20 protein-coding genes are annotated in these 19884 nt (G+C 68.2%); 6 read left to right on the top strand and 14 right to left on the bottom strand.

What is annotated here, in order from left to right:
- Positions 1 to 8: 8 nt before the first annotated feature.
- On the bottom strand, positions 9 to 1274 hold the full coding sequence (locus ACE3O1_RS05845; protein WP_374313381.1) for an MFS transporter: 1266 nt from the start codon (positions 1272 to 1274) through the stop codon (positions 9 to 11).
- 192 nt (positions 1275 to 1466) lie between these two features.
- On the opposite strand from ACE3O1_RS05845, the gene ACE3O1_RS05840 reads away from it, so the two are divergent.
- On the top strand, positions 1467 to 2459 hold the full coding sequence (locus ACE3O1_RS05840; RefSeq protein ID WP_374313379.1) for a LacI family DNA-binding transcriptional regulator: 993 nt from the start codon (positions 1467 to 1469) through the stop codon (positions 2457 to 2459).
- On the opposite strand, the gene ACE3O1_RS05835 is transcribed toward ACE3O1_RS05840, so the two are convergent.
- Complete coding sequence (locus ACE3O1_RS05835; RefSeq protein ID WP_374313377.1) at positions 2456 to 2983, bottom strand: isoprenylcysteine carboxylmethyltransferase family protein; 528 nt, start codon at positions 2981 to 2983, stop codon at positions 2456 to 2458. The genes ACE3O1_RS05840 and ACE3O1_RS05835 overlap by 4 nt on opposite strands.
- 129 nt (positions 2984 to 3112) lie before the next feature.
- On the opposite strand from ACE3O1_RS05835, the gene ACE3O1_RS05830 reads away from it, so the two are divergent.
- The 4 genes from ACE3O1_RS05830 (at position 3113) to ACE3O1_RS05815 (ending at position 7026) form a co-directional block, all read left to right on the top strand.
- Positions 3113 to 3871, top strand: coding sequence for an N-acetyltransferase family protein (locus ACE3O1_RS05830; RefSeq protein WP_374313375.1), 759 nt, complete (start codon positions 3113 to 3115; stop codon positions 3869 to 3871).
- Between the two features lie 23 nt (positions 3872 to 3894).
- On the top strand, positions 3895 to 4761 hold the full coding sequence (locus ACE3O1_RS05825; RefSeq protein WP_374313374.1) for a potassium channel family protein: 867 nt from the start codon (positions 3895 to 3897) through the stop codon (positions 4759 to 4761).
- A 407-nt stretch (positions 4762 to 5168) separates the two neighbouring features.
- Positions 5169 to 6281: a glutathione-independent formaldehyde dehydrogenase gene (locus tag ACE3O1_RS05820; RefSeq protein WP_374313372.1), complete on the top strand. Its 1113-nt coding sequence runs from the start codon at positions 5169 to 5171 to the stop codon at positions 6279 to 6281.
- Between the two features lie 76 nt (positions 6282 to 6357).
- Complete coding sequence (locus tag ACE3O1_RS05815) at positions 6358 to 7026, top strand: TMEM175 family protein (RefSeq protein WP_374313370.1); 669 nt, start codon at positions 6358 to 6360, stop codon at positions 7024 to 7026.
- Positions 7027 to 7032: 6 nt separating this feature from the next.
- On the opposite strand, the gene ACE3O1_RS05810 is transcribed toward ACE3O1_RS05815, so the two are convergent.
- Both ACE3O1_RS05810 and ACE3O1_RS05805 read right to left on the bottom strand, forming a co-directional pair.
- Entirely contained in the window at positions 7033 to 7284 is a 252-nt protein-coding gene (locus tag ACE3O1_RS05810; protein WP_374313368.1) for a hypothetical protein, read from the bottom strand.
- A 90-nt stretch (positions 7285 to 7374) separates the two neighbouring features.
- A complete protein-coding gene (locus tag ACE3O1_RS05805; RefSeq protein ID WP_374313366.1) occupies positions 7375 to 8133 on the bottom strand; it encodes a hypothetical protein in 759 nt (252 codons plus the stop codon).
- Positions 8134 to 8283: 150 nt separating this feature from the next.
- On the opposite strand from ACE3O1_RS05805, the gene ACE3O1_RS05800 reads away from it, so the two are divergent.
- The gene (locus ACE3O1_RS05800; protein WP_374313364.1) at positions 8284 to 9285 is read left to right on the top strand and encodes an AraC family transcriptional regulator; all 1002 of its coding nucleotides are present in this window, start codon (positions 8284 to 8286) and stop codon (positions 9283 to 9285) included.
- A gap of 8 nt (positions 9286 to 9293) precedes the next feature.
- Here the strand turns inward: ACE3O1_RS05800 and ACE3O1_RS05795 are convergent, their stop codons facing one another.
- The 10 genes from ACE3O1_RS05795 to ACE3O1_RS05750 all read right to left on the bottom strand — a co-directional run.
- Entirely contained in the window at positions 9294 to 10883 is a 1590-nt protein-coding gene (locus tag ACE3O1_RS05795; RefSeq protein WP_374313362.1) for an FAD-dependent oxidoreductase, read from the bottom strand.
- Positions 10884 to 10938: 55 nt separating this feature from the next.
- Positions 10939 to 11169 carry a UBP-type zinc finger domain-containing protein gene (locus ACE3O1_RS05790; RefSeq protein ID WP_374313397.1) on the bottom strand — a complete coding sequence of 77 codons (231 nt, stop codon included), beginning with the start codon at positions 11167 to 11169 and terminating at the stop codon, positions 10939 to 10941.
- A 41-nt stretch (positions 11170 to 11210) separates the two neighbouring features.
- Complete coding sequence (trxA, locus tag ACE3O1_RS05785; protein WP_374313360.1) at positions 11211 to 11708, bottom strand: thioredoxin; 498 nt, start codon at positions 11706 to 11708, stop codon at positions 11211 to 11213.
- A complete protein-coding gene (gene clpB, locus ACE3O1_RS05780) occupies positions 11705 to 14338 on the bottom strand; it encodes an ATP-dependent chaperone ClpB (protein WP_374313358.1) in 2634 nt (877 codons plus the stop codon). The genes trxA and clpB overlap by 4 nt, the downstream gene beginning before the upstream one ends.
- Positions 14329 to 14658: a chaperone modulator CbpM gene (locus ACE3O1_RS05775; RefSeq protein WP_374313356.1), complete on the bottom strand. Its 330-nt coding sequence runs from the start codon at positions 14656 to 14658 to the stop codon at positions 14329 to 14331. The genes clpB and ACE3O1_RS05775 overlap by 10 nt, the downstream gene beginning before the upstream one ends.
- Complete coding sequence (locus tag ACE3O1_RS05770) at positions 14655 to 15638, bottom strand: DnaJ C-terminal domain-containing protein (RefSeq protein WP_374313354.1); 984 nt, start codon at positions 15636 to 15638, stop codon at positions 14655 to 14657. The genes ACE3O1_RS05775 and ACE3O1_RS05770 overlap by 4 nt, the downstream gene beginning before the upstream one ends.
- Positions 15638 to 16129, bottom strand: coding sequence for a nucleotide exchange factor GrpE (locus ACE3O1_RS05765; protein ID WP_374313352.1), 492 nt, complete (start codon positions 16127 to 16129; stop codon positions 15638 to 15640). Before ACE3O1_RS05765 ends, ACE3O1_RS05770 begins: the two co-directional genes overlap by 1 nt.
- 8 nt (positions 16130 to 16137) lie before the next feature.
- Positions 16138 to 18036 (bottom strand): molecular chaperone DnaK, encoded by a 1899-nt coding sequence (gene dnaK / locus ACE3O1_RS05760; protein WP_374313349.1) that lies wholly within the window; start codon positions 18034 to 18036, stop codon positions 16138 to 16140.
- Between the two features lie 96 nt (positions 18037 to 18132).
- Positions 18133 to 19005, bottom strand: a complete 873-nt coding sequence (locus ACE3O1_RS05755; protein WP_374313395.1) for an MEDS domain-containing protein — start codon at positions 19003 to 19005, stop codon at positions 18133 to 18135.
- Between the two features lie 74 nt (positions 19006 to 19079).
- On the bottom strand, positions 19080 to 19884 hold an 805-nt coding region (locus tag ACE3O1_RS05750), incomplete at its 5' end, for a hypothetical protein (protein WP_374313347.1).

Genomic DNA, 19884 nt, shown 5'->3' with positions numbered 1-19884 from the left:
GACGACGGTCAGCGGACGGAACTGATGCGGAGCACGACGGCGCCGGCGAGGAGCACCGACACGGCGGCGACGATGAACAGGAGCGTGTAGTTGCGCTCCTCCCCCGTGACGCCGACGAGGAGGATGCCGGAGGCGACGAGGGGGGCGATCGACTGCGGGATCGAGGTGGCGAACCCGGTGATCCCCATGAACCTCCCGGCATCCGTCTCTCGCTCGGGCAGCACGTCCAGCAGAAGCGCCTGGTCCACGGCGGCGAACAATCCGAGACCGACGGAGGCGATCAGCGACCCGATGACCAGCAGCGCGAGATCGGCGGCGAACGCCTGCACGAGGATGCCGACCGCCATGATGAGACCGCCCAGGAGGACGAAGACCCTCCGGCGATGAAGGCGATCGGACAGGAACCCGCCGCCGATCGCGCCCAGGGTGACGGCGAGGATGCCGCCGAGGCTGACGGACGCGATGATGCCTGCGACCGACTCGACGCTGATGCCGAGACGGGCGGCGAAGAAGAAGGCCGTATAGGTCGTGCTGAGCGTGATGCCGGTGTAGAAGAGGAATCGCCCCAGCCAGTTCCACGAGAAGTCGGGGTATTTGCGGGGGTTGTACACGTACTTCGCCAGGAGCTGACCGACGGTGATGGGGTCCTTCGGCAGAGTCCGGCTGTCGTCCTCGTGCACCAGAGTGACGAACAGCACGACAAACAGGACGCCGACGGCTCCGGGGACGAGGAAGAGGAGCAGCGGGTCGGCGGTGAAGAACTGAGCGAGCACGACGCCGAACACCGGGGCGATCTGCGTCGCGAAGCTCGTGAGGCCGGCGACCTTGCCGCGCTGCGATTCCGGCAGCCGGTCGGCCGTGGAGATCTGCAGGTTGCTGAGGGTCGTGCCCCAGCCCCACTGGGCGAGCACCCAGCCGAGGCCGACGATCAGCACGTTGGGGGCGATCGCCATCACGACGAGCGACAGCACGCCCACCAGCATCCCGCCGATCATGAACGGTCGCCGGCGACCGATGCGGGTGCGCGTGCGGTCGCTCCAGATGCCCATGAACGGCGAGGTGAGCATCACGAACAGCGCACCGGCACCCGTGACGAAGCCCAGGTACTCAGGATGCCCCGGGGCGAGCGTGTTGATGCGGATGGTGAGCGAGATCGCCAACGGAGTGATGAAGGCCATGAAGACGCCGAACTGCGCCAGCACCATGAACCAGATGTAGCGACTGCCCACCTTCGGCAGGTCGGGGGTCTGATGGCTGACCTCATCGAGTTCCACAGCGTTCACGGTCGGTGCCGGAACAGACGCGGGAAGCGGCGTGATGAGGGGCTCGTCATTGCTCGGGGACATCGGGAAGACTCCATTGTCGGGTGATGCTGCTGGCCGTCGGGTGTTTGCTAGCGCGTGCTAGTGACTGATGCAGGATGCTACGCTACCGTCACTAGCGCGCGCAAGTCTGAGGAGTCAACCGTGTCGGAAACAACGACGAAGCGAGTCACCGCTGCGGATGTCGCGCGCTCGCTCGGGCTGTCACGGGCGACAGTGGGCTTCGTGCTCAATGACACCCCGGGTCAGACGATTCCCGCCGCCACGCGCGACCGCGTGCTCGCGGAGGCGAAGCGCCTCGGCTACCGCGCCAATACCGCCGCGCAGGCGCTCGCGAGCGGCCGCAGCCGCATCATCCTGCTCGTCCTCCCCGACTGGCCGCTCGACTACAGCATGAGGACGCACCTGGATGAGGCATCCCTCGCCCTCGATGAGGCGGGTTACTCGCTCGTCACCATGACACCGCATCCGGGGGGTCACGCACGGCCGCTGTGGGAGACGCTGCGCCCCGACGTCGTCATCGGCATGGCGCCGTTCACCCCCCAGCAGCTGGCCGAGATCCGGGGCAGCGGGGTGGAGCAGATCATCCCGCCGGTGGCCGCCGGTGAAGAGGGCGCATCCGGCGACCTCGGATTCGCGGAGGGGCCCAGGCTGCAAGTCGAGCATCTGCTCGCGCGCGGGTGCAGACGTCTGGCTTTCGCCGCCTCCGCCGACCCGCGCATCGCTGGGCTCGTCTCGCAGCGCCGTGACCTCGCGAGCGCGACGCTTCGCGCGACGAGCGGCTCCGGCTTCGCCGTCGACTCCGTCGTCACCGAAGCCAACGTCGCGTCCGAGGTCGAGCGCTGGATCGGTGCCGGCGTCGACGGCGTCGTCGCCTACAACGACGACATCGCCGCCATCGTGCTCGGTGCCGCGCTGCGCGCAGGCATCGCAGTGCCCGCGGCGCTTGCGATCGTCGGCCACGACGACACGCCCCTCGCCCGCCTCGTGGTCCCCTCCCTGTCGACGGTTCGTGTCGACAACGCCGGGCTGGGACGCTATCTCGCCGAGCTCGCACTGAGCGCCGCGACCGGCTCCGCTCCCCCGCTCGCCGGACCCGAGACGGATGCGGTTCTCGTGGTGCGCGAGACGACCTAGGCGCCGGCTGGGTTCCCCCCGCGCCACGGTGTGAGCCGCGGCCACCACCCCGGCACGTTGCGCCGGTACTCGAGGTAGTGCTCGCCGTAGGTGCGGGTGAGGGTCGGCTCCTCGTAGCCCTTGACGAACGCGACGACTGCGATGAGGACGACGGCCGCGTAGAGCAGCAGCCACCCATCGCCGAAGAGCAGAACCTGGCCGAGGATGATCGCAAGCACCGCGAGGTACATCGGATTGCGGACGAACCGGTAGACCCCCGTCACGACGAGGCTTTCAGTCGGGGCCACCGGGGCGGGGGTTCCCTGGTGCAGTGCGAACAACGCGAACGCGTGCAGGAGGAACGCCACCCCGGCCGCGATCAGGATCCAGGCGATCGGCACGATCACCCAGACTGCAGCGCCCCACTCGTGCCACTGCCAGCGGGAGATGAGCCAAGGGATCAGCCCTGCGACGATGCCGGGTGCGAGGACGAGAAAGACGATCGTCCCGACCCAGGCGCGGGCTTGCGCGGCTCGCCGAATCATGCGCGTCAGGTTAGCTAGGTTCATGCCACCCCGCGAGGTCGCGTTGCGTGCGAATCCCGTCCGAGACAATTCACCGCTCGTAGTGTGGAGGGATGACGAGCGGACGCCAGTCCACGGAAGGGAACTGACGTGTGGGTCGAGTGCTTCCAGAATGACGCGAGGTTCGATGGAACGGATGTCGAGTCGCTCGCCGAACAGCTCCTCGCGCACGTGCGCGGGACGCACGACGTGCCCTACCTCGATGAGGAGCTGCGGCTGTGGGCCCGCAATTTCGCGGAAGCGTCGGAGCGAGCGGACGGCCCCGTCGAGCGGCTTCCCTCGATCGGCCGCGTGGACGTCCATCCCGTCACGGAAGACCGAATCGACGACTGGCTGGGCCTCTTCGACCGCGACGCGTTCCCCGACAACCCCGACTGGGGCTCGTGCTATTGCCTGCATCCGCACTCCGGCGACGTTCCCGAGCGGCCGTGGCGCGAAGTGCGCGCCGAGATGATCGAGCGACTGCGATCGGGAGCGACGCTCGGCTACCTCGCATACGTCGAAGGTCGGGCGGTGGGGTGGGTCAACGCGTCGCAGCGCTCGACCTACGCGAAGTACAGCGACGTCGACCCCGGCGGACCAGCGCCCGAGTCAGTCGTGGGCGTGTCCTGCTTCGTCATCGCGCCGCCCTACCGGCGCCACGGGGTGTCCTCGGCCCTCCTCGACCGCGTGGTTGCCGACGGTGAGACGCGCGGTGCACGATTCGTCGAGGGGTACCCGCGCCGAGCCGAAGGCAGCGGCGACGCCGCGTCGTTCTGCGGTCCCCGGTCGATGTTCGACGCGCGAGCCTTCGAGGCCGTCGAAGAGCACGAGAACTACACCGTCGTGCGTCGGCCGGTCCGACGATGAGCCCGCGGGAGTAGCGTGAGAACGTGATCTGGAGCGTTGTCAGCACGGTCGCGGGAATCGCCGTCGTCGTGTACGGACTCTCCGACATCTTCCTCACGCTCGTGCATCCTCACGCGAGGGGCAGGCTTTCACGGGCGATCGTCGCCGGGATCTGGGCAGTGACCTCCCGGTTCGGCTCCCGCGTGCGGGCGGCATCCGGACCGCTCGCCGCCATCAGCGTCGTGTTCACGTGGGCGCTGATCCAGGCGGTCGGCTGGGCGCTCATCTATCTTCCGCACGTGCCCGACGGCTTCGTCTACTCCGACGGGATCGATCCGGCCCGGTACCCCGATGTCCTCGAGGCACTCTATTTCTCGTTGGTCTCCCTCTCCACCCTCGGATTCGGCGAGGTTGTCCCCGCCGACCCGTTCGTCCGGCTGCTCTCACCGGTGCAGGCGGTGACCGGCTTCGTTCTGCTGACCGGAGGGGCGACCTGGCTGCTCCAGCTCTTCCCCACCCTGGCGCGCAGGCGATCCGCGGCGCTCTATCTGACGCTTCTCGGCCGCGCGGATTACCCCGACCGCATCGATCGCATGGACCCCGCGAGCGCATCCGGCGTCATCCACACGGTGGCTCAGCAGATCGCGAGCGTGCGCGTGGATCTGAGCCAGAGCCCTGAGTCCTACTACTTCCGCGAGGGCGAGAAGCCGACGTCGCTGGGTCACGCCCTTCCGGTCGCCCAGGCGCTCGCCGAGGCGGCCGCGGCGTCTTCGCAGGAGAGCATCCGGGTGGCCGGCAGCGTCCTCGATGACGCCCTCGACGAGCTCGACTCGTCTCTGCGCGATGAGTTCGGCGCGGTCGGCGACACCCGGGGCGACGTGATCGCCGCCTTCGCCCGCGATCACGCCTGATCGACGCCCTCTTCAGCAGAGCCGGCGGATTGTCCTCCGCCCGCGGGGGTTTGTGAACCCCCCTGTCGTCATCTCCCGAACGCACCCATGATGGCCGGATTCAACCCCGAGTTCCCCTCGGACTGATCATGAACACGTGCCGCACGCTCCCCTCCCCGCCCCCGTACGGGAATCCTCACATCCCGGCGCAGGACGCCTGCGTGCGACCGGTGTTCCCGTCGTAGACGGCCTCCCGCGGACCTCTTCCCGCATCCCCCACACAGAGGAGGTGGCAATTCCTGACGAGAAGCGAGATTCAGGATGCCGCGCCCTGTGCCACCGGCATCCGTCCATCGACCACACGGAGGAAGGGTAAGGAAATGAGAGCTGTCGTCTATGAGGGTCCGCGCAGAGTCAGCGTCACTGACGTGCCGGACGCCCGTATCGAGCGCCCGACGGACGTCCTCGTTCGGATCACCACCACGAACATCTGCGGCTCGGACCTGCATATGTACGAGGGCAGGACCGACTTCGAGACCGGACGCTGGTTCGGGCACGAGAACCTGGGCCAGGTGATCGAAGTCGGCGACGGAGTCGACAAGGTGAAGGTGGGCGACTACGTCGTGGTGCCGTTCAATGTCGCCTGCGGCCATTGCAAGAACTGCGAACGCGGCTACACCAACTACTGTCTGACCGCACAGCCCAAGCAGGAATGGGCGGGCGCCGCATACGGCTTCGCCGACATGGGCCCGTGGGCCGGCGGTCAGGCCGAACTGCTCCGCGTGCCGTGGGGCGACTTCAACTGCCTGCGATTGGGCGAGGATGCCGAAGAGAAGCAGACCGACTACGTGATGCTCGCCGACATCTTCCCCACCGGGTACCACGCCACCGAACTCGCGAACGTGAAGCCCGGCGACCAGACGGTCATCTACGGCGCGGGGCCGGTGGGATGCATGGCCGCGTACTCCGCGATCCTGAAGGGCGCGGGAAAGGTAATGGTGGTCGACCGGCACCCCGATCGGCTGCGGAAAGCGGAGGAGATCGGAGCGGTCCCGATCGACGACTCCCAGGTTGACCCGGTCGAGGCGGTGAACGAGATGACGATGGGACTCGGGGCCGACAACGGCTGCGAGTGCGTGGGCTATCAGGCTCACGACCCTGACGGGAACGAAGACCCGAATCTCACCCTGAACCGACTCGTGAGGTCGGTTCGCTTCACGGGCGAGATCGGTGTGGTCGGGGTATTCATCCCACAGGACCCGGGAGCCGCCGATGAACTGGCGAAGCAGGGGAAGGTCGCCTTCGACTTCGGTGAGTTCTGGTTCCGCGGTCAGAAGCTCGGCAGCGGTCAGTGCCCCGTGAAGCGATACAACCGCCAGCTGCGCGACCTCATCGCCGGCGGGAAGGCCACACCGTCCTGGATCGTCAGCCACGAGCTCGCCCTCGAGGAGGCGCCGCGTGCCTACGAGCACTTCGACGACCGTGACGACGGCTGGACGAAGGTCGTCCTGCACCCCGATCTCGCAACCGTGGGGTCGTAGCCGAACCGATGGCGCACCCGTCGACGGGCCGCTGGTCCGTCGGCGGGTCGCAGTGGAGTGAGATCACGAGGCCCGCATGAGCACACCGAAGGCCAAGGCCACCCGTTCGGATCCGAGCCGTGCGGTCGCTTTCAGCGATGCCGTCATCGCGATCGTCATCACCCTCCTCGTTCTGGACCTCAGACCCCCCGAGACCGAGCCCGGCGGACTGCTCGCCGGCCTGCTGGATGAGTGGCCGACCTACCTGGCCTACGCGGCCTCCTACCTGTATCTGGCCGTGATCTGGCTGAACCACAAGGCGGCCTTCACCCGCATCCGGGAAATGGACATCGGTCTGCAGTGGGCGAATCTCGGGCTTCTCGCGACGCTCGCGCTGGTGCCATGGCCCACGGCCGTGATCGCTGAGACGGCCAGGACGGGCAACCTGACGGATGAGCGGGTCGCGGTCGCCTTGTATGCACTCGTCGGGGCGCTGCTGTGCCTGGCGTGGCTCGTCTTCTTCGCGTACTTGGCGCGTCATCCCGACCTCACGAAGGACCACGTCGACGATTCCTACTTCGCGCGGGAGCGCCCCCGCGCACTGATCGGCGTGGTCTTGTACCTCGCCGCCGGACTGGCGGGTTTTCTCATCCACCCGCTGGTCGCTTCGGTCATCTTCCTGGTGCTGCCGGTGTTCTACGCCGTGACGAGCCACGGGATCGATCAGGGGCCCGCTCTGCTCCGAGGTCGTGCTGACCGGGACTAGTGGTCGTCAGACCGCGCCGTCACTCGTTTCGCCGGCGACGTCGGTGAGCTCCAGGATCCGCGCTTCGAGCGCGCGCAGCAGCGGTTTGCGTCTGGCCGTCTTCAGCAGCTCGCTGATGTAGGACTGGGCGAGTCCGGTGGCGACGAGGCCGGCGTAGCCGCTGTCCTCGATCTCGACGACGAGATGGCTGACGGCGTCCACGTCGTCGGCGACCAGCGCGCGGAGAAGTCGCGCCGCGAGAAGATCTGGTCCATCCATGGCGTATCCCTCCTCTCGCTGGGGGATTCTACGAATCGAGGGCGCGTCGCTCAAGCCTCCCGCGGGCTCTCGCCGCGGCATCCGCTTCCTCTATCGGAGCAATGCGTCCAGCACGTGCTTGCCGATGCGGCGACCCCACTTCGCGTAGGTGGACGGTGTGAGGTCGCTGGCGGGATCGAGCGAGATCATCGGCGTGCCGGAGAACGCGCAGACCATGCTGGTCTCGATGTTCAGCATTCGGGCGTGATTCCCCGTGAGGCGACGCGCGAACGGCGAGAGCGATTCTGTCAGCTGCATGCTGGCGGCTCCCGTCACGAGCACGGATGCCCGACCCGCACCCTTCAACGCCAGGACGAGGCCCGTCATGCTGCTGCGCCAGCGACGACGAGGCGTCAAGCAGAATGCGTCGGTAGTGGCGAGCATGAGGACGATCGAGTCATAACCGGCGAGGTCTGTGTCGTCGAGATGTTTGAGGGTCGAACGGGCCGACGCTGCAGGCTGCGCCCGCACGGTCACCACGACACCGCGCTGAAGGCATTCGGCGACGTGTCGAGCCAGGAATCCGGCGACCCCCAGTTCGTGGATCAGTACTCCGCACCCCGCCGCCGGTCCGTCCCCGATGATGAGGATGCGCACGGGGTCGACCCCCTCGATGCGGACCACCGGCGGGCCCACGGGGTAAAGCCATTCGCGCTCCTGCTGCGTCCGCGCTCGGAAAAGGCGCCACAGGAGTGCGCCCAGCGCCGTGTGCGGCAGTTCCCGCAGCGGGACGCGGTCTTCGTGGCCGCGGGTTGCGCTGCCCTCGGCGAGAACGCTCAGGGTCGGATCTGCATGACCTTGGGAACTCATTGCCACCGCTTTCGGGTCGGCTGCACAGCCTCAACGCCGACAACCGTACGAGCGGGCCCGCGGCTCCCGATATCCGGTCGGCGCGGCGCAGCATCCGATCTGCGCGGATGACCGAGTGCCGCTCTCAGGTACAGGGGGTAAAATTACTTAGTGCACTCACGAAAGAGCGAGATGTTCGCGGCCCATCGGGTCGCGTCCAGTCGTGACGTCGACCACGCCAGTCAGGCGCTCACCGAGATCTTCCTTCCCGTCGACTTCCCTTCAGCGCGGACCTCCGGCAACTTCGAGATGCAGCTGAACGCGCTGAAGGTGGGCCGGCTGACGTGCGGATACATGCGGTTTCGGGATGCGGTGCGCATCGCGACGGCCGAGGCCGAGAACTATCACCTCGATATCCCGACCGGAGGCCGTGCCACGATGCGAGCCGGCCTGGGCTCACCGATCCACGGAACGCAGGACACCGCGGGGATGTTCATGCCCGGGCGACCGGTGGAGATCGCGAGCGAAGGGCACTTCGCGCAGCTCTCGTTGATGATCCCGCGCGATCACTTGCAGATCGAGGTGCAGAATCTGCTCGGTCGCGACCTCCTACGGCCCATTGAGTTCCATGGCGAGATCGACCTGCTGACGCCGGGCGCGCAGGCGATGGTCCAGATGCTGCGAGTGATCGACAGCGCATCGGGCCACGATGGCGGACTGCTCACGAACACCCTGGGGACGCAGCGATTGGAGCAGGTGCTGGTCCACAGCCTGCTGTTCGCGCAGCCGCACAACTACTCGGCAGCCCTCGCGGGCCCCGCACCGGCAGCCGGATTGCGACCCGTGTCGCAGGCGGTGGAGCTGCTGCGGGAGAGTCCCGAGCATCCGTGGACCCTGACAGAACTGGCGACCGCGGTCTCTTTGAGCGGGCGCAGCCTGCAGGAGGGGTTCCGTCGCACCCTCAACTCCACGCCGATGGGATACCTGCGGCGTCTCCGGCTCGAGAAGGTGCGCGAGGAGCTGACATCGGCCTCACCTGAGACGATCTCCGTCACCGAGGTGGCGGCCCGCTGGGGCTTCACTCATCTCGGGCGGTTCGCGGCCGCCTACCGCAGCGAGTACTCGGAGCGTCCTTCGGAGACCCTGCGGCGCAGATCGCGACGGCTCGGGTGAGGAGTCCGTCACCTTCTGCCCGCGCGAACGAGGTGCTCGTACACGAGCCGCACGGCGACGGCGCCATCACCGACGGCGGAGGCAACTCGCTTGACTGAGCCGCTGCGTACGTCCCCGATGGCGAAGACGCCGTCGCAGGAGGTCTGAAACACCGTGGCGCCTCCCAGCCCGACGCCGGTCATCACGAATCCTCGTTCGTCGAGCTCGACCGCATCGGTGAGCCAGCGAGTGTGGGGCTCGGACCCGATGAGAACGAAGAGAGCGGTCGCTCTGAGAGAGTGGCGCTCGTCGGTTCTCACATCTCGGACCATGATCTGCTCCAGGTGCAGATCACCGCGCAGCTCGCATACCTCGGATTTGCTCCAGACGTGCACCAGAGGGGCCGCACTGATGCGATCCGCGAGATACCGGGACATGTCGCGGCTCAGCTCGTCGTGGCGGATCACGAGATGGACCTCCGTCGCACTCCGCGCCAGGAACAGGGCCGCCTGCCCGGCGGAGTTCCCGCCGCCCACGACGACGACCGGTTGCCCACGGCATACGCGGGCCTCGAATTCGGTGGCGGCGTAGTAGACATGGGGCCCCTCGAACCGATCCATCCCGGGCACGCTGAGGCGACGGAACCGCACACCGGTCGCGAGCACCACGGTGTGCGCCTCTACGCGGGCTCCGTCGGTCAGCTCCAACGTGAAGTGCCCGTCGATGCGTTCGAGCGACTGCGCCTCGCCGGGGACTATGAAGGTGGCACCGAACTTCCGAGCCTGGACAACGGCTCGGTCGGCAAGCTCTGCGCCAGAGATGCCGGCCGGAAAGCCGAGATAGTTCTCGATCTGGGATGATGTCCCCGCCTGACCGCCCGTCGCGATCGCGTCGAGCACGACCGTGGAGAGTCCTTCCGAGGCCGCAGCGACCGCCGCGGCAAGGCCCGCCGGACCCGCCCCGACCACCACGATGTCGACCGCGTCTCGCCCTGGCGCGTCCTCGCGAAGGCCCAGAAGCTCGGCGAGTTCTGTGTTGCTGGGGTTGCGCAGGACAGTGCGCCCCTTCCACAGCACGATCGGCGTCTGGTCGGGCGCGATGTCCAACGCGCGCATGGTGCTCTCGGCCCCGGGGTCCTCCTCGAGGTCCTCCCAGCGGTAAGGGATGCGGTTGCGACTGGCGAAGTCCCTGAGCCGGCGCGTGTCGGAAGAGAAGCGTGAGCCGATGATCCGCAGCCCGATGCCGAGATTCGCGTGGATTGCGCGTCGGAGGATGAAGGCCCGCAGGATGAGGTCCCCCATCGCCTGATTCTGGGTCACGGCCTCCTTGACCCGGTCGGAGGCGATCTCCAGCACTTCGACGTCGGTCTGCGCGATCGCGGTGACGTAGACGGCCTGGCCCGTCAGCATCGACAGATCCCCCACGAAGCGGCCGCGCCCATGGACAGCGATCACCCGCGATGTTCCCTGAGGGCCGCCCTCCTCGACGACCCGGACCTTCCCTCCCAGCACGACGAAGAGACCGCAGTCGCGGTCCCCGGCGCAGAACAGCATCGACTCCTTGGCCAGCCGTCGGCGTTCTCCGTACGGAGAGAGAAGCGCGATCTGCTCGTCGGACACCCGAGGGTACGCGCCGTTCGTGTCAGGTGTCTCCGGCAGATCGACCATCTCGGATTCAGACGAACTGCTCGTCGGCATAGCACCACCTCCAGCTCTCGCCCGGCTCGATGGACCGGACGACGACGTGGCCCGTCACGGCGGCGTGCGCGCGCGCGTGGCGCATCGGGGAGGAGTCGCAGCAGCAGATCTCGCCGCAGGTGAGGCATTGCCGCAGGTGGACCCAGGGCGCGCCGAGGCGCAGGCACTCCTCGCATCCCGGAGCCCGGGGCGGCCCGACGGGCCGCACAAGCGACAGGTGCCTGTCCCGGACCCCGTCGGAGAGCGCGGTCACGGCCGGTCCCCGAGGGACGGGTCCGGCGCCTGCGCAGTCTCCGCCTCGTCGGCGGGGAGGTGTTGTGTGAGCCAAGACCGCAGGACGTGCGCAGGGGCTGCGCCGACCTGTTTTTCGATCACCCGGCCCCGGCGCATGAGGATCAGGGTGGGGATCGCCTGAACCTCGAAGCGGTGACTCACGCGCGGCGCCTCGTCCGCGTTGACTTTGACGAGTTTGAGCTTCCCCGCGAGCTCGGTCGCCAACTGCTCCAGCGCAGGGCTGACCATGCGGCAGGGACCGCACCACGGCGCCCACACGTCGACGAGCACCGGGATCGTGGACTCGTCTACCACGGTGGCGAAGTCCGCGTCGGAGGTGTCGATCATCCACGGAAGCGGCTTCCGGCAGCGCCCGCAGCGGGGCGCCCCGGGTGCGGCGGCGGGCACCCGGTTCTTCGTGCCGCAGTGCGGACAGACCACGATCGTGGCCGGCACCTTCGCCACGGCGGTCATGCCGCGGCCTTCCGGTCGTCGGGTCGCCTCGGGGTGATGGTGAGTTCCCCGTCGGCGACATCGACCACGATCGTCGAGTCCTCCGGCAGGTCGCCGCGCACGAGTGCGCGAGCCACGCGCGTCTCCACCTCACGGGAGATGAAGCGCCGCAGCGGGCGGGCTCCGTACGCCGGGTCGAAGCCCTGCTCCGCCAGATAGCGTCGAGCCTGCTCCGTGGCCTCGACCGCGATCCGCTGCTCAGCGAGCCGTTCCCGCAGCTCGTCGAGCTGGAGGTCGACGATCCGCTCGATCTCCGCGAACGTCAGCGGCTTGAACAACACGATCTCGTCGATCCGATTCAGGAACTCGGGCCGGAAATGGGAGCGCAGCGAACTCATCACAAGGGTGCGGGTCTCCGGCTCCACCTCGCCGTCTGCGGTGACCCCCTCGAGCAGGTACTCCGACCCGAGGTTGGACGTCATGATGATGACGGTGTTGCGGAAGTCGACGGTGCGGCCGTGGGAGTCGGTGAGGCGTCCGTCGTCGAGGACCTGGAGCAGGATGTTGAAGACGTCGACGTGGGCCTTCTCGATCTCGTCGAGGAGGATCACCGAGTAGTGCTTGCGGCGCACCGCCTCCGTCAGCTGACCGCCTTCCTCGAATCCGACGTAGCCGGGCGGGGCGCCCACGAGGCGGCTCACGGTGTGCCGCTCCTGGTACTCGCTCATATCGATGCGGATGATGTTCTCCTCGCTGTCGAAGAGCGCTTCCGCGAGCGCCTTCGCCAGTTCGGTCTTGCCGACGCCGGTCGGACCGAGGAAGACGAAGGAGCCGATCGGGCGGGTCGGGCTCTTGATACCGGAGCGCGCCCGGATGACCGCGTCGGTCACCAGCTGCACCGCCTCGTCCTGACCGATCACCCGTTCGTGGAGCACTTCGTCGAGGCGGAGAATCTTCGCCCGCTCGCCCTCCTGGAGGCGGCTCACAGGGATACCCGTCCACTGGGCGACTATCGAGGCGATCTCCTCGGCCGTGACGATCTCGCGCAGCAGGCGCCGCGCGCCCTGTTTGGCCTCGAGTCGTTCCTCGCTCGACGCGAGCCGACGCTCCAGTTCGGGCAGCTTGCCGTGACGCAGGCTCGCCGCCCTGTTGAGGTCGTACTCCCGCTCGGCCCGCTCGCTCTCCAGTCGCACCTGCTCGATCTCCCGCCGCAGCGCCTGCACCTCGCGCAGCGCCTGACGCTCCGCCTCCCATTGCGCACGCATCGCGTCGGCCTCGGCCCTGAGATCGGCGAGTTCCCTGCGCAGTTCCTCGAGGCGGCGCAGGCTCGCGGCATCCGTCTCCTGGGCCACGGCGGCCTCTTCGATCTCCAGACGGGTGACGCGCCGCGTGAGTTCGTCCAGCTCCGCCGGCATCGAGTCGATCTCGGTGCGCAGCATCGCGCAGGCCTCATCGACGAGGTCGATGGCCTTGTCGGGCAGGAATCGCTCGGTGATGTAGCGGTGGCTCAGACTGACGGCCGCCACCAGCGCGCCGTCGTAGATCTTGACGCCGTGGAAGACCTCGAAGCGCTCGCGCAGTCCCCGCAGGATCGAGAGGGCGTCCTCGACGCTCGGCTCATCGACCAGGACAGGTTGGAACCGCCGCTCCAGGGCCGCATCCTTCTCGATATGGGTGCGGTACTCGTCCAGCGTCGTGGCCCCGATCATGTGGAGCTCGCCGCGGGCCAGCATTGGCTTGAGCATCTGGCCTGCATCCATCGCACCCTCGGTCGCACCAGCGCCGACCACGGTGTGCAGTTCGTCGACGAACAGCAGGATGCTCCCTTCCGCGGCCAGTACCTCGTTGAGGACGGCTTTGAGACGCTCCTCGAACTCGCCGCGGTACTTCGCACCGGCGACCAGCGCTGCCAGATCCAGGGCGAAGACGGTCTTCCCGCGCAGTCCCTCCGGCACGTCGCCGTTGTGGATCCGCTGCGCCAATCCCTCCACGATCGCCGTCTTTCCCACGCCGGGCTCACCGATCAGCACCGGGTTGTTCTTGCTCTTGCGGGACAGGATCTGGACGGTGCGACGAATCTCCGCATCCCTGCCGATCACCGGTTCCAGCCGTCCGGCAGCCGCATCGGCGACGAGGTCGCGACCATACTTGGCCAGGGCTTCGTAGGTACCCTCGGGCGTGGCGGAGGTGACCCGCTGCGACCCCCTCACCGCAGTCAGCGTTTTCAGGAACTCGTCGCGCGTCACGCCATGCTGTGCGAGTATCCGGCCGGCTGCCGAGCCGGCCCCCTCCTCGAGGAGCGCGACGACCAGGTGCTCGACCGAGACATACTCGTCCTTGAGCCGCCGCGCCTCCTGGTCGGCAGCGTCGAGGATGCGGTTGAGCCTCTGAGTGACGTACACCTTGCCGGGCTCGACACCGGACCCCGTGACGCGCGGGCGCCTCTCGAGCTCGGCCTCAAGGTCTTCCCGCAGCTGGTCCACGTCGGCACCGGCACGCGAGAGCAGCGGCAGAACCATGCCGTCGCTCTGCTCGAGCAGCGCCAGAAGCAGGTGCTCGCCGTCCACCTCCTGGTGGCCGAACCGCAGCGCCTTGGTCTGTGCGTCGTGCAGGGCCTCCTGCGACTTCTGCGTGAGTCTGTTCAGGTCCATCGAAGTCCCCTCTCCGGGCGCGGGCGCTGTTGTGATCTCTCGAGTTCGGAGATCCGGTCGAGCAGGTCCATCACCAGCCCGAGTGACCCGTACGAGACGTTCAGCCGTAAATGCAGCCGCTGGATCGTTGCCATCTCCCGAACCTGGGAGGGATCGAACCACAAATTGCCCTCGGCGTCGCGGGTGATCTCGAGCAGTCCGAGCGCGACGAGTCGGCGGATCAGATCGGGGTGCACGCCCGTGATCCGGGCGTAGCTGTCCAGGCTCAGGCGGTAGGGCCGCGCCAGGGCCCAACGCGATCGGGCGGTCGTCTCGGTCATGGGGAGCTCCTCGGGTCGAACGTGGATGCCTCGCCGAGCCGCTCGAACAGCTCGCGTTCCTGCGCCGACAGCGACCTGGGCACCTTGATCTGGGCTTCGGCGTACAGGTCCCCCGGCCTACCCCGCGCGTTCGGCAGGCCGCGGCCCTTCAGCCGCAGCCGCCGGTGGCTGGAGGTGCCCGCGGGCACCTTGACGGTCGCGACCCCGCCGGGCGTCTCCACGGGCAATGACGCACCCAGCGCCGCTTCCCATGGGGACAATGGCAGCATCACGTGCAGGTCCCGGCCATCGGGCCGGTAGCGGGGATGCGGCGGGATGCGGACGACAAGATACAGGTCGCCTGCCGCGCCGCCGCCGGCCCCCCGTCCACCCTGGCCGCGCAGCCGGATCCGCTGACCGTCGACGACACCGGCGGGGATGTCGACATCGATCGTGCGCTGACCGCCCGCGTCGCCGTTCGACCCCGCTCCACTGATCGTCAGGGTGCGGTGTGTCCCGGTGTACGCCTCCTCGACGGTCACCTCCACCTCCGTCTCCTGGTCGGAGCCGTCGACCCGTCCCCATCCGCTCGCACCACGCCCGCGTGCACCGAAGATGCCGCCGAGCAGGTCCTCCAGGTCCACATCGCCGACCGAACCGGAGTACTGGAAACCCTGCGAGGCTCCGGCGCCTCCTCGACTGGTCGCCCGCCCGCCGCCGAATCCGCCCCCCGCAGCGGCGCGTGCCCGTCGATACGCGTCGGGGTCCACGTCCGACGCGACGCGCCGGAAGTCCTGGCCGAACGCGTCGTACCGCTTGCGCTGCTCGGGGTCGGAGAGCACGTCATAAGCCTCCGAGAGCTCTTTGAACTCATCTTCCGCGCCGGGGTCTTTGTTGATATCGGGGTGGAGCGTGCGTGCGAGCCTGCGATAGGCCCGCTGGATCTCCGATTGGTCGGCATCGCGCGGGACGCCGAGTATCTCGTAGGCGTCCCGGGGCATCACTCGCTCCTGGTCGCCACGATCACGGATGCCGGCCGGAGCAGTGCACCATCCGGCCCGTAGCCGGGGCGGATCACGTGCGCGACGGTGCCGGGAACGAGCTCCGCATCGACGACGGTGCCGACGGCATCGTGATAAGCGGGGTTGAAGGGCTTTCCGGTCTCGTCGTCGCGCCGGGGATAGCCGAGGTCGGCGAGGATCGAAGCCGCCTGCTGGTGCACGGCACGCACCCCCTCCACGATCTGCTCCGAGTCGGAGGACGCGTGCTCGAGGGCTCGCTCGAGGTTGTCGACGACGGGCAGCCAGCGGGAGGCCACCGATGCCCGCTCCTGCTCGCGAGCGCTGATCACATCCTTCGCGCACCGCTTGCGGAAGTTCTCGAGCTCGGCGGCGCTGCGGCGCCAGGCGTCCTCGAGTTCGGCGAGCTGCTTCGCGGTATCGGTGGCGCCGTCATCGCCGAGCTCGCGCTCCGTCTCCTCCTGTTCGGACATGATGATGCTCAGTGCGCGGTGAACTCGGCGTCGATCACGTCGTCGGCGTCGTCGCTCGCTCCCGCCGCGCCGGAGCCGCCCGATGGGCCGGTCGACCCCGCGCCGGTCTCACTCCGAGGAGCGGTGCTCAGCGCCTGAGCCATCTGGTGCAGCTCACCCGCGAGGGAGCGCAGGCGATCGATCGGCGTCTCCTCGTCGAGAGCAGCGCGCGCGTCGCTCACCAGCATCTCGGCGCGGGCACGGTCGTGCGAAGCGACCGCGTCGCCCGCGTCATCGAGCAGTCGCTGCACCTGGTACGCGACGGAGTCGAGCTCGTTGCGGGCGTCGACGAACTCGCGCAGCTGAGCATCCTCGCTCCGGTGGGCCTCGGCATCCGAGAGCATCCGCTCGATGTCCTCGGGACTGAGGGTGGAGGTCTCGCTGATGGTGACCTGCTGCTCGGCGCCGGTGTCCTTGTCCTTCGCCGACACGTGCAGGATGCCGTTGGCATCGATGTCGAACGTGACCTCGATCTGGGGCTCGCCTCGAGGCGCCGGCCGGATGTTCTCCAGCCGGAACCGTGCGAGTGCGCGATTGTCGCTGGCGCGCTCGCGCTCCCCCTGCAGGACCACCACGTCCACCGCCTGCTGGTTGTCTTCAGCGGTGCTGAAGACCTCGGTGCGACGTGCCGGGATCGTGGTGTTGCGCTCGATGACCTTCGTCATCACTCCGCCCTGCGTCTCGAGCCCCAGCGACAGCGGCGTGACGTCCAGGAGGAGGACGTCCTTCATGTCGCCCTTGATGATCGCTGCCTGGACCGCCGCTCCGAGTGCGACGACCTCGTCGGGGTTGACGGTCATGTTGGGTTCCTTGCCGCCGGTCATCCGGCGAACCAGCCCCTGCACGGCGGGAATACGGGTGGAGCCGCCGACGAGAATGACTTCGTCGATGTCATCCGCGGTGACCCTCGCATCCTCCAGTGCCTGCGTGACGGGACCCATGCAGCGTTCGACGAGATCCGCGGTGAGCTGCTCGAACGTCGATCGCATGAGGTTGACGTTCAGATGCTTCGGACCGGAGGCATCCGCCGTCACGAATGGAAGGTTCACCGCCGTCTGGGTGACCGCCGACAGCTCGACTTTCGCCTTCTCGGCCGCCTCGAACAGGCGCTGCAGGGCTTGCGGGTCCTCCCGCAGGTCGATGCCGACCTCCTTCTTGAACTCCTCCGCGAGGTAGTCCACGATGCGTCGGTCGAAATCGTCCCCGCCGAGGTGGGTGTCGCCCGCGGTCGACCGGACCTCGACAACGCCCTCACCGACGGTCAGGAGGCTGACGTCGAACGTCCCGCCCCCGAGATCGAAGACGAGGATGGTCTCGTTCTCGAGCTTCTCCATCCCGTATGCCAGAGCGGCCGCCGTCGGTTCGTTGATGATGCGGAGCACCTCGAGCCCCGCGATCTTGCCCGCGTCCTTCGTTGCCTGCCGCTGAGCGTCGTTGAAGTGCGCGGGAACGGTGATCACCGCCTCTGTGACTCGCTCGCCGAGCGCGCGACCCGCGTCCTCGGCGAGTTTGCGCAGAACCTGCGCCGAGATCTCCTCCGGCGCGTAGAGCTTTCCGTGCACCGAGAATCTGACCGCTCCGTCAGGTCCGGACACCACGTCGTACGAGACGGTGTGGATCTCGGTCTGCACCTCGTCGTACTTTCGGCCGACGAAGCGCTTGGCCGAGTAGATCGTGCCCTTGGGGTTCATGATCGCCTGCCGTCGGGCCATCTGACCCACCAGACGTTCCCCGCTCTCGAGGAAGGCGACGACGGAGGGCGTGGTCCTGCTTCCTTCGGCATTGGGGATGATCCGGGGCTGGCCGCCCTCCATCACCGCGATCACCGAATTGGTCGTTCCCAGGTCGATACCGACACTCCTGCCCATGAAATGCTCCGTTCGCTCGGGGGCTTCTGCGGCCATGCTCCTGCTGCGAACGAATGTCGGCATCCCGTGAACGGGGGAATTCTGGAGGGCCGGGTGTCACCGACCGTCTTCGGAGGGAGGGCGCCGCGCTCCCTGCGAGCGCTGGCGGAATGACAGGACGGCGAGCTCCGCTCGCGAGTGGATGCCGAGCTTCAGGTAGATGTGCTTGAGGTGGGCGTCCACGGTGTGAGGCGACACGATGAGCTCCTCGGCCGTCGCGCGGTTGGTCATCCCTGTGCCGATGAGCTCGGCGACCCGGACCTCGGCGCCCGTGAGAGACCTCCACCCTTCGCCATCGCCGATGCGGCCGAAGCGAGGACCGCCGAGCGGGCGTCTCGACTCCGTACCGGGCGGCGGTGCCGGGTAGGCGGGCGGCACCACGCAACGCGGGTTGTAGAGGACAGTGCCGTCGAGGAGGATCCTCGAGTGATACCTCATCACGTCAGCGAGCGTCCCCACACCGAACCGCTGCATGTCGTACACGCAGAGGAAGACGGCCGGCACCGCGGCGAGGATCAGGATGACGGCGGATTCGTAGACGCGCAGCTCTCTCCCGTCCGGCTCCTGCTGCCCCGGAGAGATCTGCCCGGCCGCGCGCAGCAGAGGGCGCCGGTGATCGCTGGATGACGAGCCGACGAGAGTCGAGATCATCTCGACGGGTGAGCGTGCGCCGGCGCGGAGGTAGGCGTCCGGCGCCGAGCGAACGCTGAGGTGCCCCGATCGGCCTTCGTCCCCTCGTGCCTCCCGGTCTTCCGCCCGTCGTCGCATTCCCGCCGGCTCGACCTCATCCATGAAGCAGACACAGCGATCACCGTGACGCAGACCCTCCTGCATGAACGGCATCAGCAACCGATCCCGCTCGATCGTGCCCGAAACAAGCGCGCAGACATGGGTGCCCGGATAGACCTCGCCAATGCCGGGGATTCCCATGAGCAGGGCCGTCATGGGGAAGCCGGCTCCTGTGGCCTCATTCCATCGACACTAGGCGCGGCGCGGTTCGGAATCTAGGCCCGCTCGCTCGCCAGCCGGGCGCGGCGCTCCTCCTCGCGCTTCGAGTAGGCAGCCGCTCGGATCGCCTCATCCGACTCCAGCCCTGTGCCCAGTGCACCGCCGATCGTCGCCGCCGACGCCACGAACCACGCGAGCACGACCAGATCGCCGTAGCCGAGCGACGTGCCGACCGAGCCGCCCATCAGGGCGGGGTCGAGCACGAACAGCGCCCAGGCGAGGTTCACAACGAACAGTGCCGCGTAGCCGATGACGACCCCGATCGCCAGCGTCAGCAGGGTCGAGGTGTTGTAGAGACGCGACCTCTCCCGCGCCTGGGAGGAGCGGTCCTCGGGGCGATCCCACAGCTCACCGTCGATCACGATCCATCCGACGACGATCGCGATGGAGGCCACCGTGGCCACGGCGAGGCGCCACCCCGAGAGGGACTCGGCGATCAGCCAGACCGTCGAGTCGACGGTCGCCACCGCGCCGGTTGCCAGTGCCGCCACGAGGGCGGACTTGAGTCCGGTCGCGAGCAGCCACGGCCGGTTGGCAAGGACCATGCCCACGAGCACCCGCCAGCGGGCGATGAGGCCGGGCATCGGCACACGCTGCTCGTCGGGCGACGTGGGCGCGGCCATGCCGCTGACGAGTCCGCTCACCGCGCGGCGGGCCCGCGCGCGCACGCGGAACCCGCCCAGCGCGGGGAGCGAGAGCACGGCCGCGTGCCGCTGCGGATCGAGCGCGGCCACCAGGTAGCGGCCGTCATCATCGCGCAGCGGCAGCTCGGTCACCCCGACGACGAGGTCCCATTCGTGG

The sequence above is a fragment of the Microbacterium sp. genome (genome assembly GCF_041909575.1).
GTDB lineage: Bacteria > Actinomycetota > Actinomycetes > Actinomycetales > Microbacteriaceae > Microbacterium.
This window is presented reverse-complemented; position numbering and strand designations above follow the sequence as displayed.

Coding starts and splice junctions, on each gene's coding strand:
- ACE3O1_RS05835 (WP_374313377.1), bottom strand. CDS start 2,983: ATGATTCGGCGAGCCGCGCAAGCCCGCGCCTGGGTCGGGACGATCGTC.
- ACE3O1_RS05815 (WP_374313370.1), top strand. CDS start 6,358: ATGAGCACACCGAAGGCCAAGGCCACCCGTTCGGATCCGAGCCGTGCG.
- ACE3O1_RS05810 (WP_374313368.1), bottom strand. CDS start 7,284: ATGGATGGACCAGATCTTCTCGCGGCGCGACTTCTCCGCGCGCTGGTC.
- ACE3O1_RS05805 (WP_374313366.1), bottom strand. CDS start 8,133: ATGAGTTCCCAAGGTCATGCAGATCCGACCCTGAGCGTTCTCGCCGAG.
- trxA (WP_374313360.1), bottom strand. CDS start 11,708: ATGACCGCCGTGGCGAAGGTGCCGGCCACGATCGTGGTCTGTCCGCAC.
- clpB (WP_374313358.1), bottom strand. CDS start 14,338: ATGGACCTGAACAGACTCACGCAGAAGTCGCAGGAGGCCCTGCACGAC.
- ACE3O1_RS05775 (WP_374313356.1), bottom strand. CDS start 14,658: ATGACCGAGACGACCGCCCGATCGCGTTGGGCCCTGGCGCGGCCCTAC.
- ACE3O1_RS05770 (WP_374313354.1), bottom strand. CDS start 15,638: ATGCCCCGGGACGCCTACGAGATACTCGGCGTCCCGCGCGATGCCGAC.
- ACE3O1_RS05765 (WP_374313352.1), bottom strand. CDS start 16,129: ATGTCCGAACAGGAGGAGACGGAGCGCGAGCTCGGCGATGACGGCGCC.
- dnaK (WP_374313349.1), bottom strand. CDS start 18,036: ATGGGCAGGAGTGTCGGTATCGACCTGGGAACGACCAATTCGGTGATC.
- ACE3O1_RS05755 (WP_374313395.1), bottom strand. CDS start 19,005: ATGGGAATCCCCGGCATTGGCGAGGTCTATCCGGGCACCCATGTCTGC.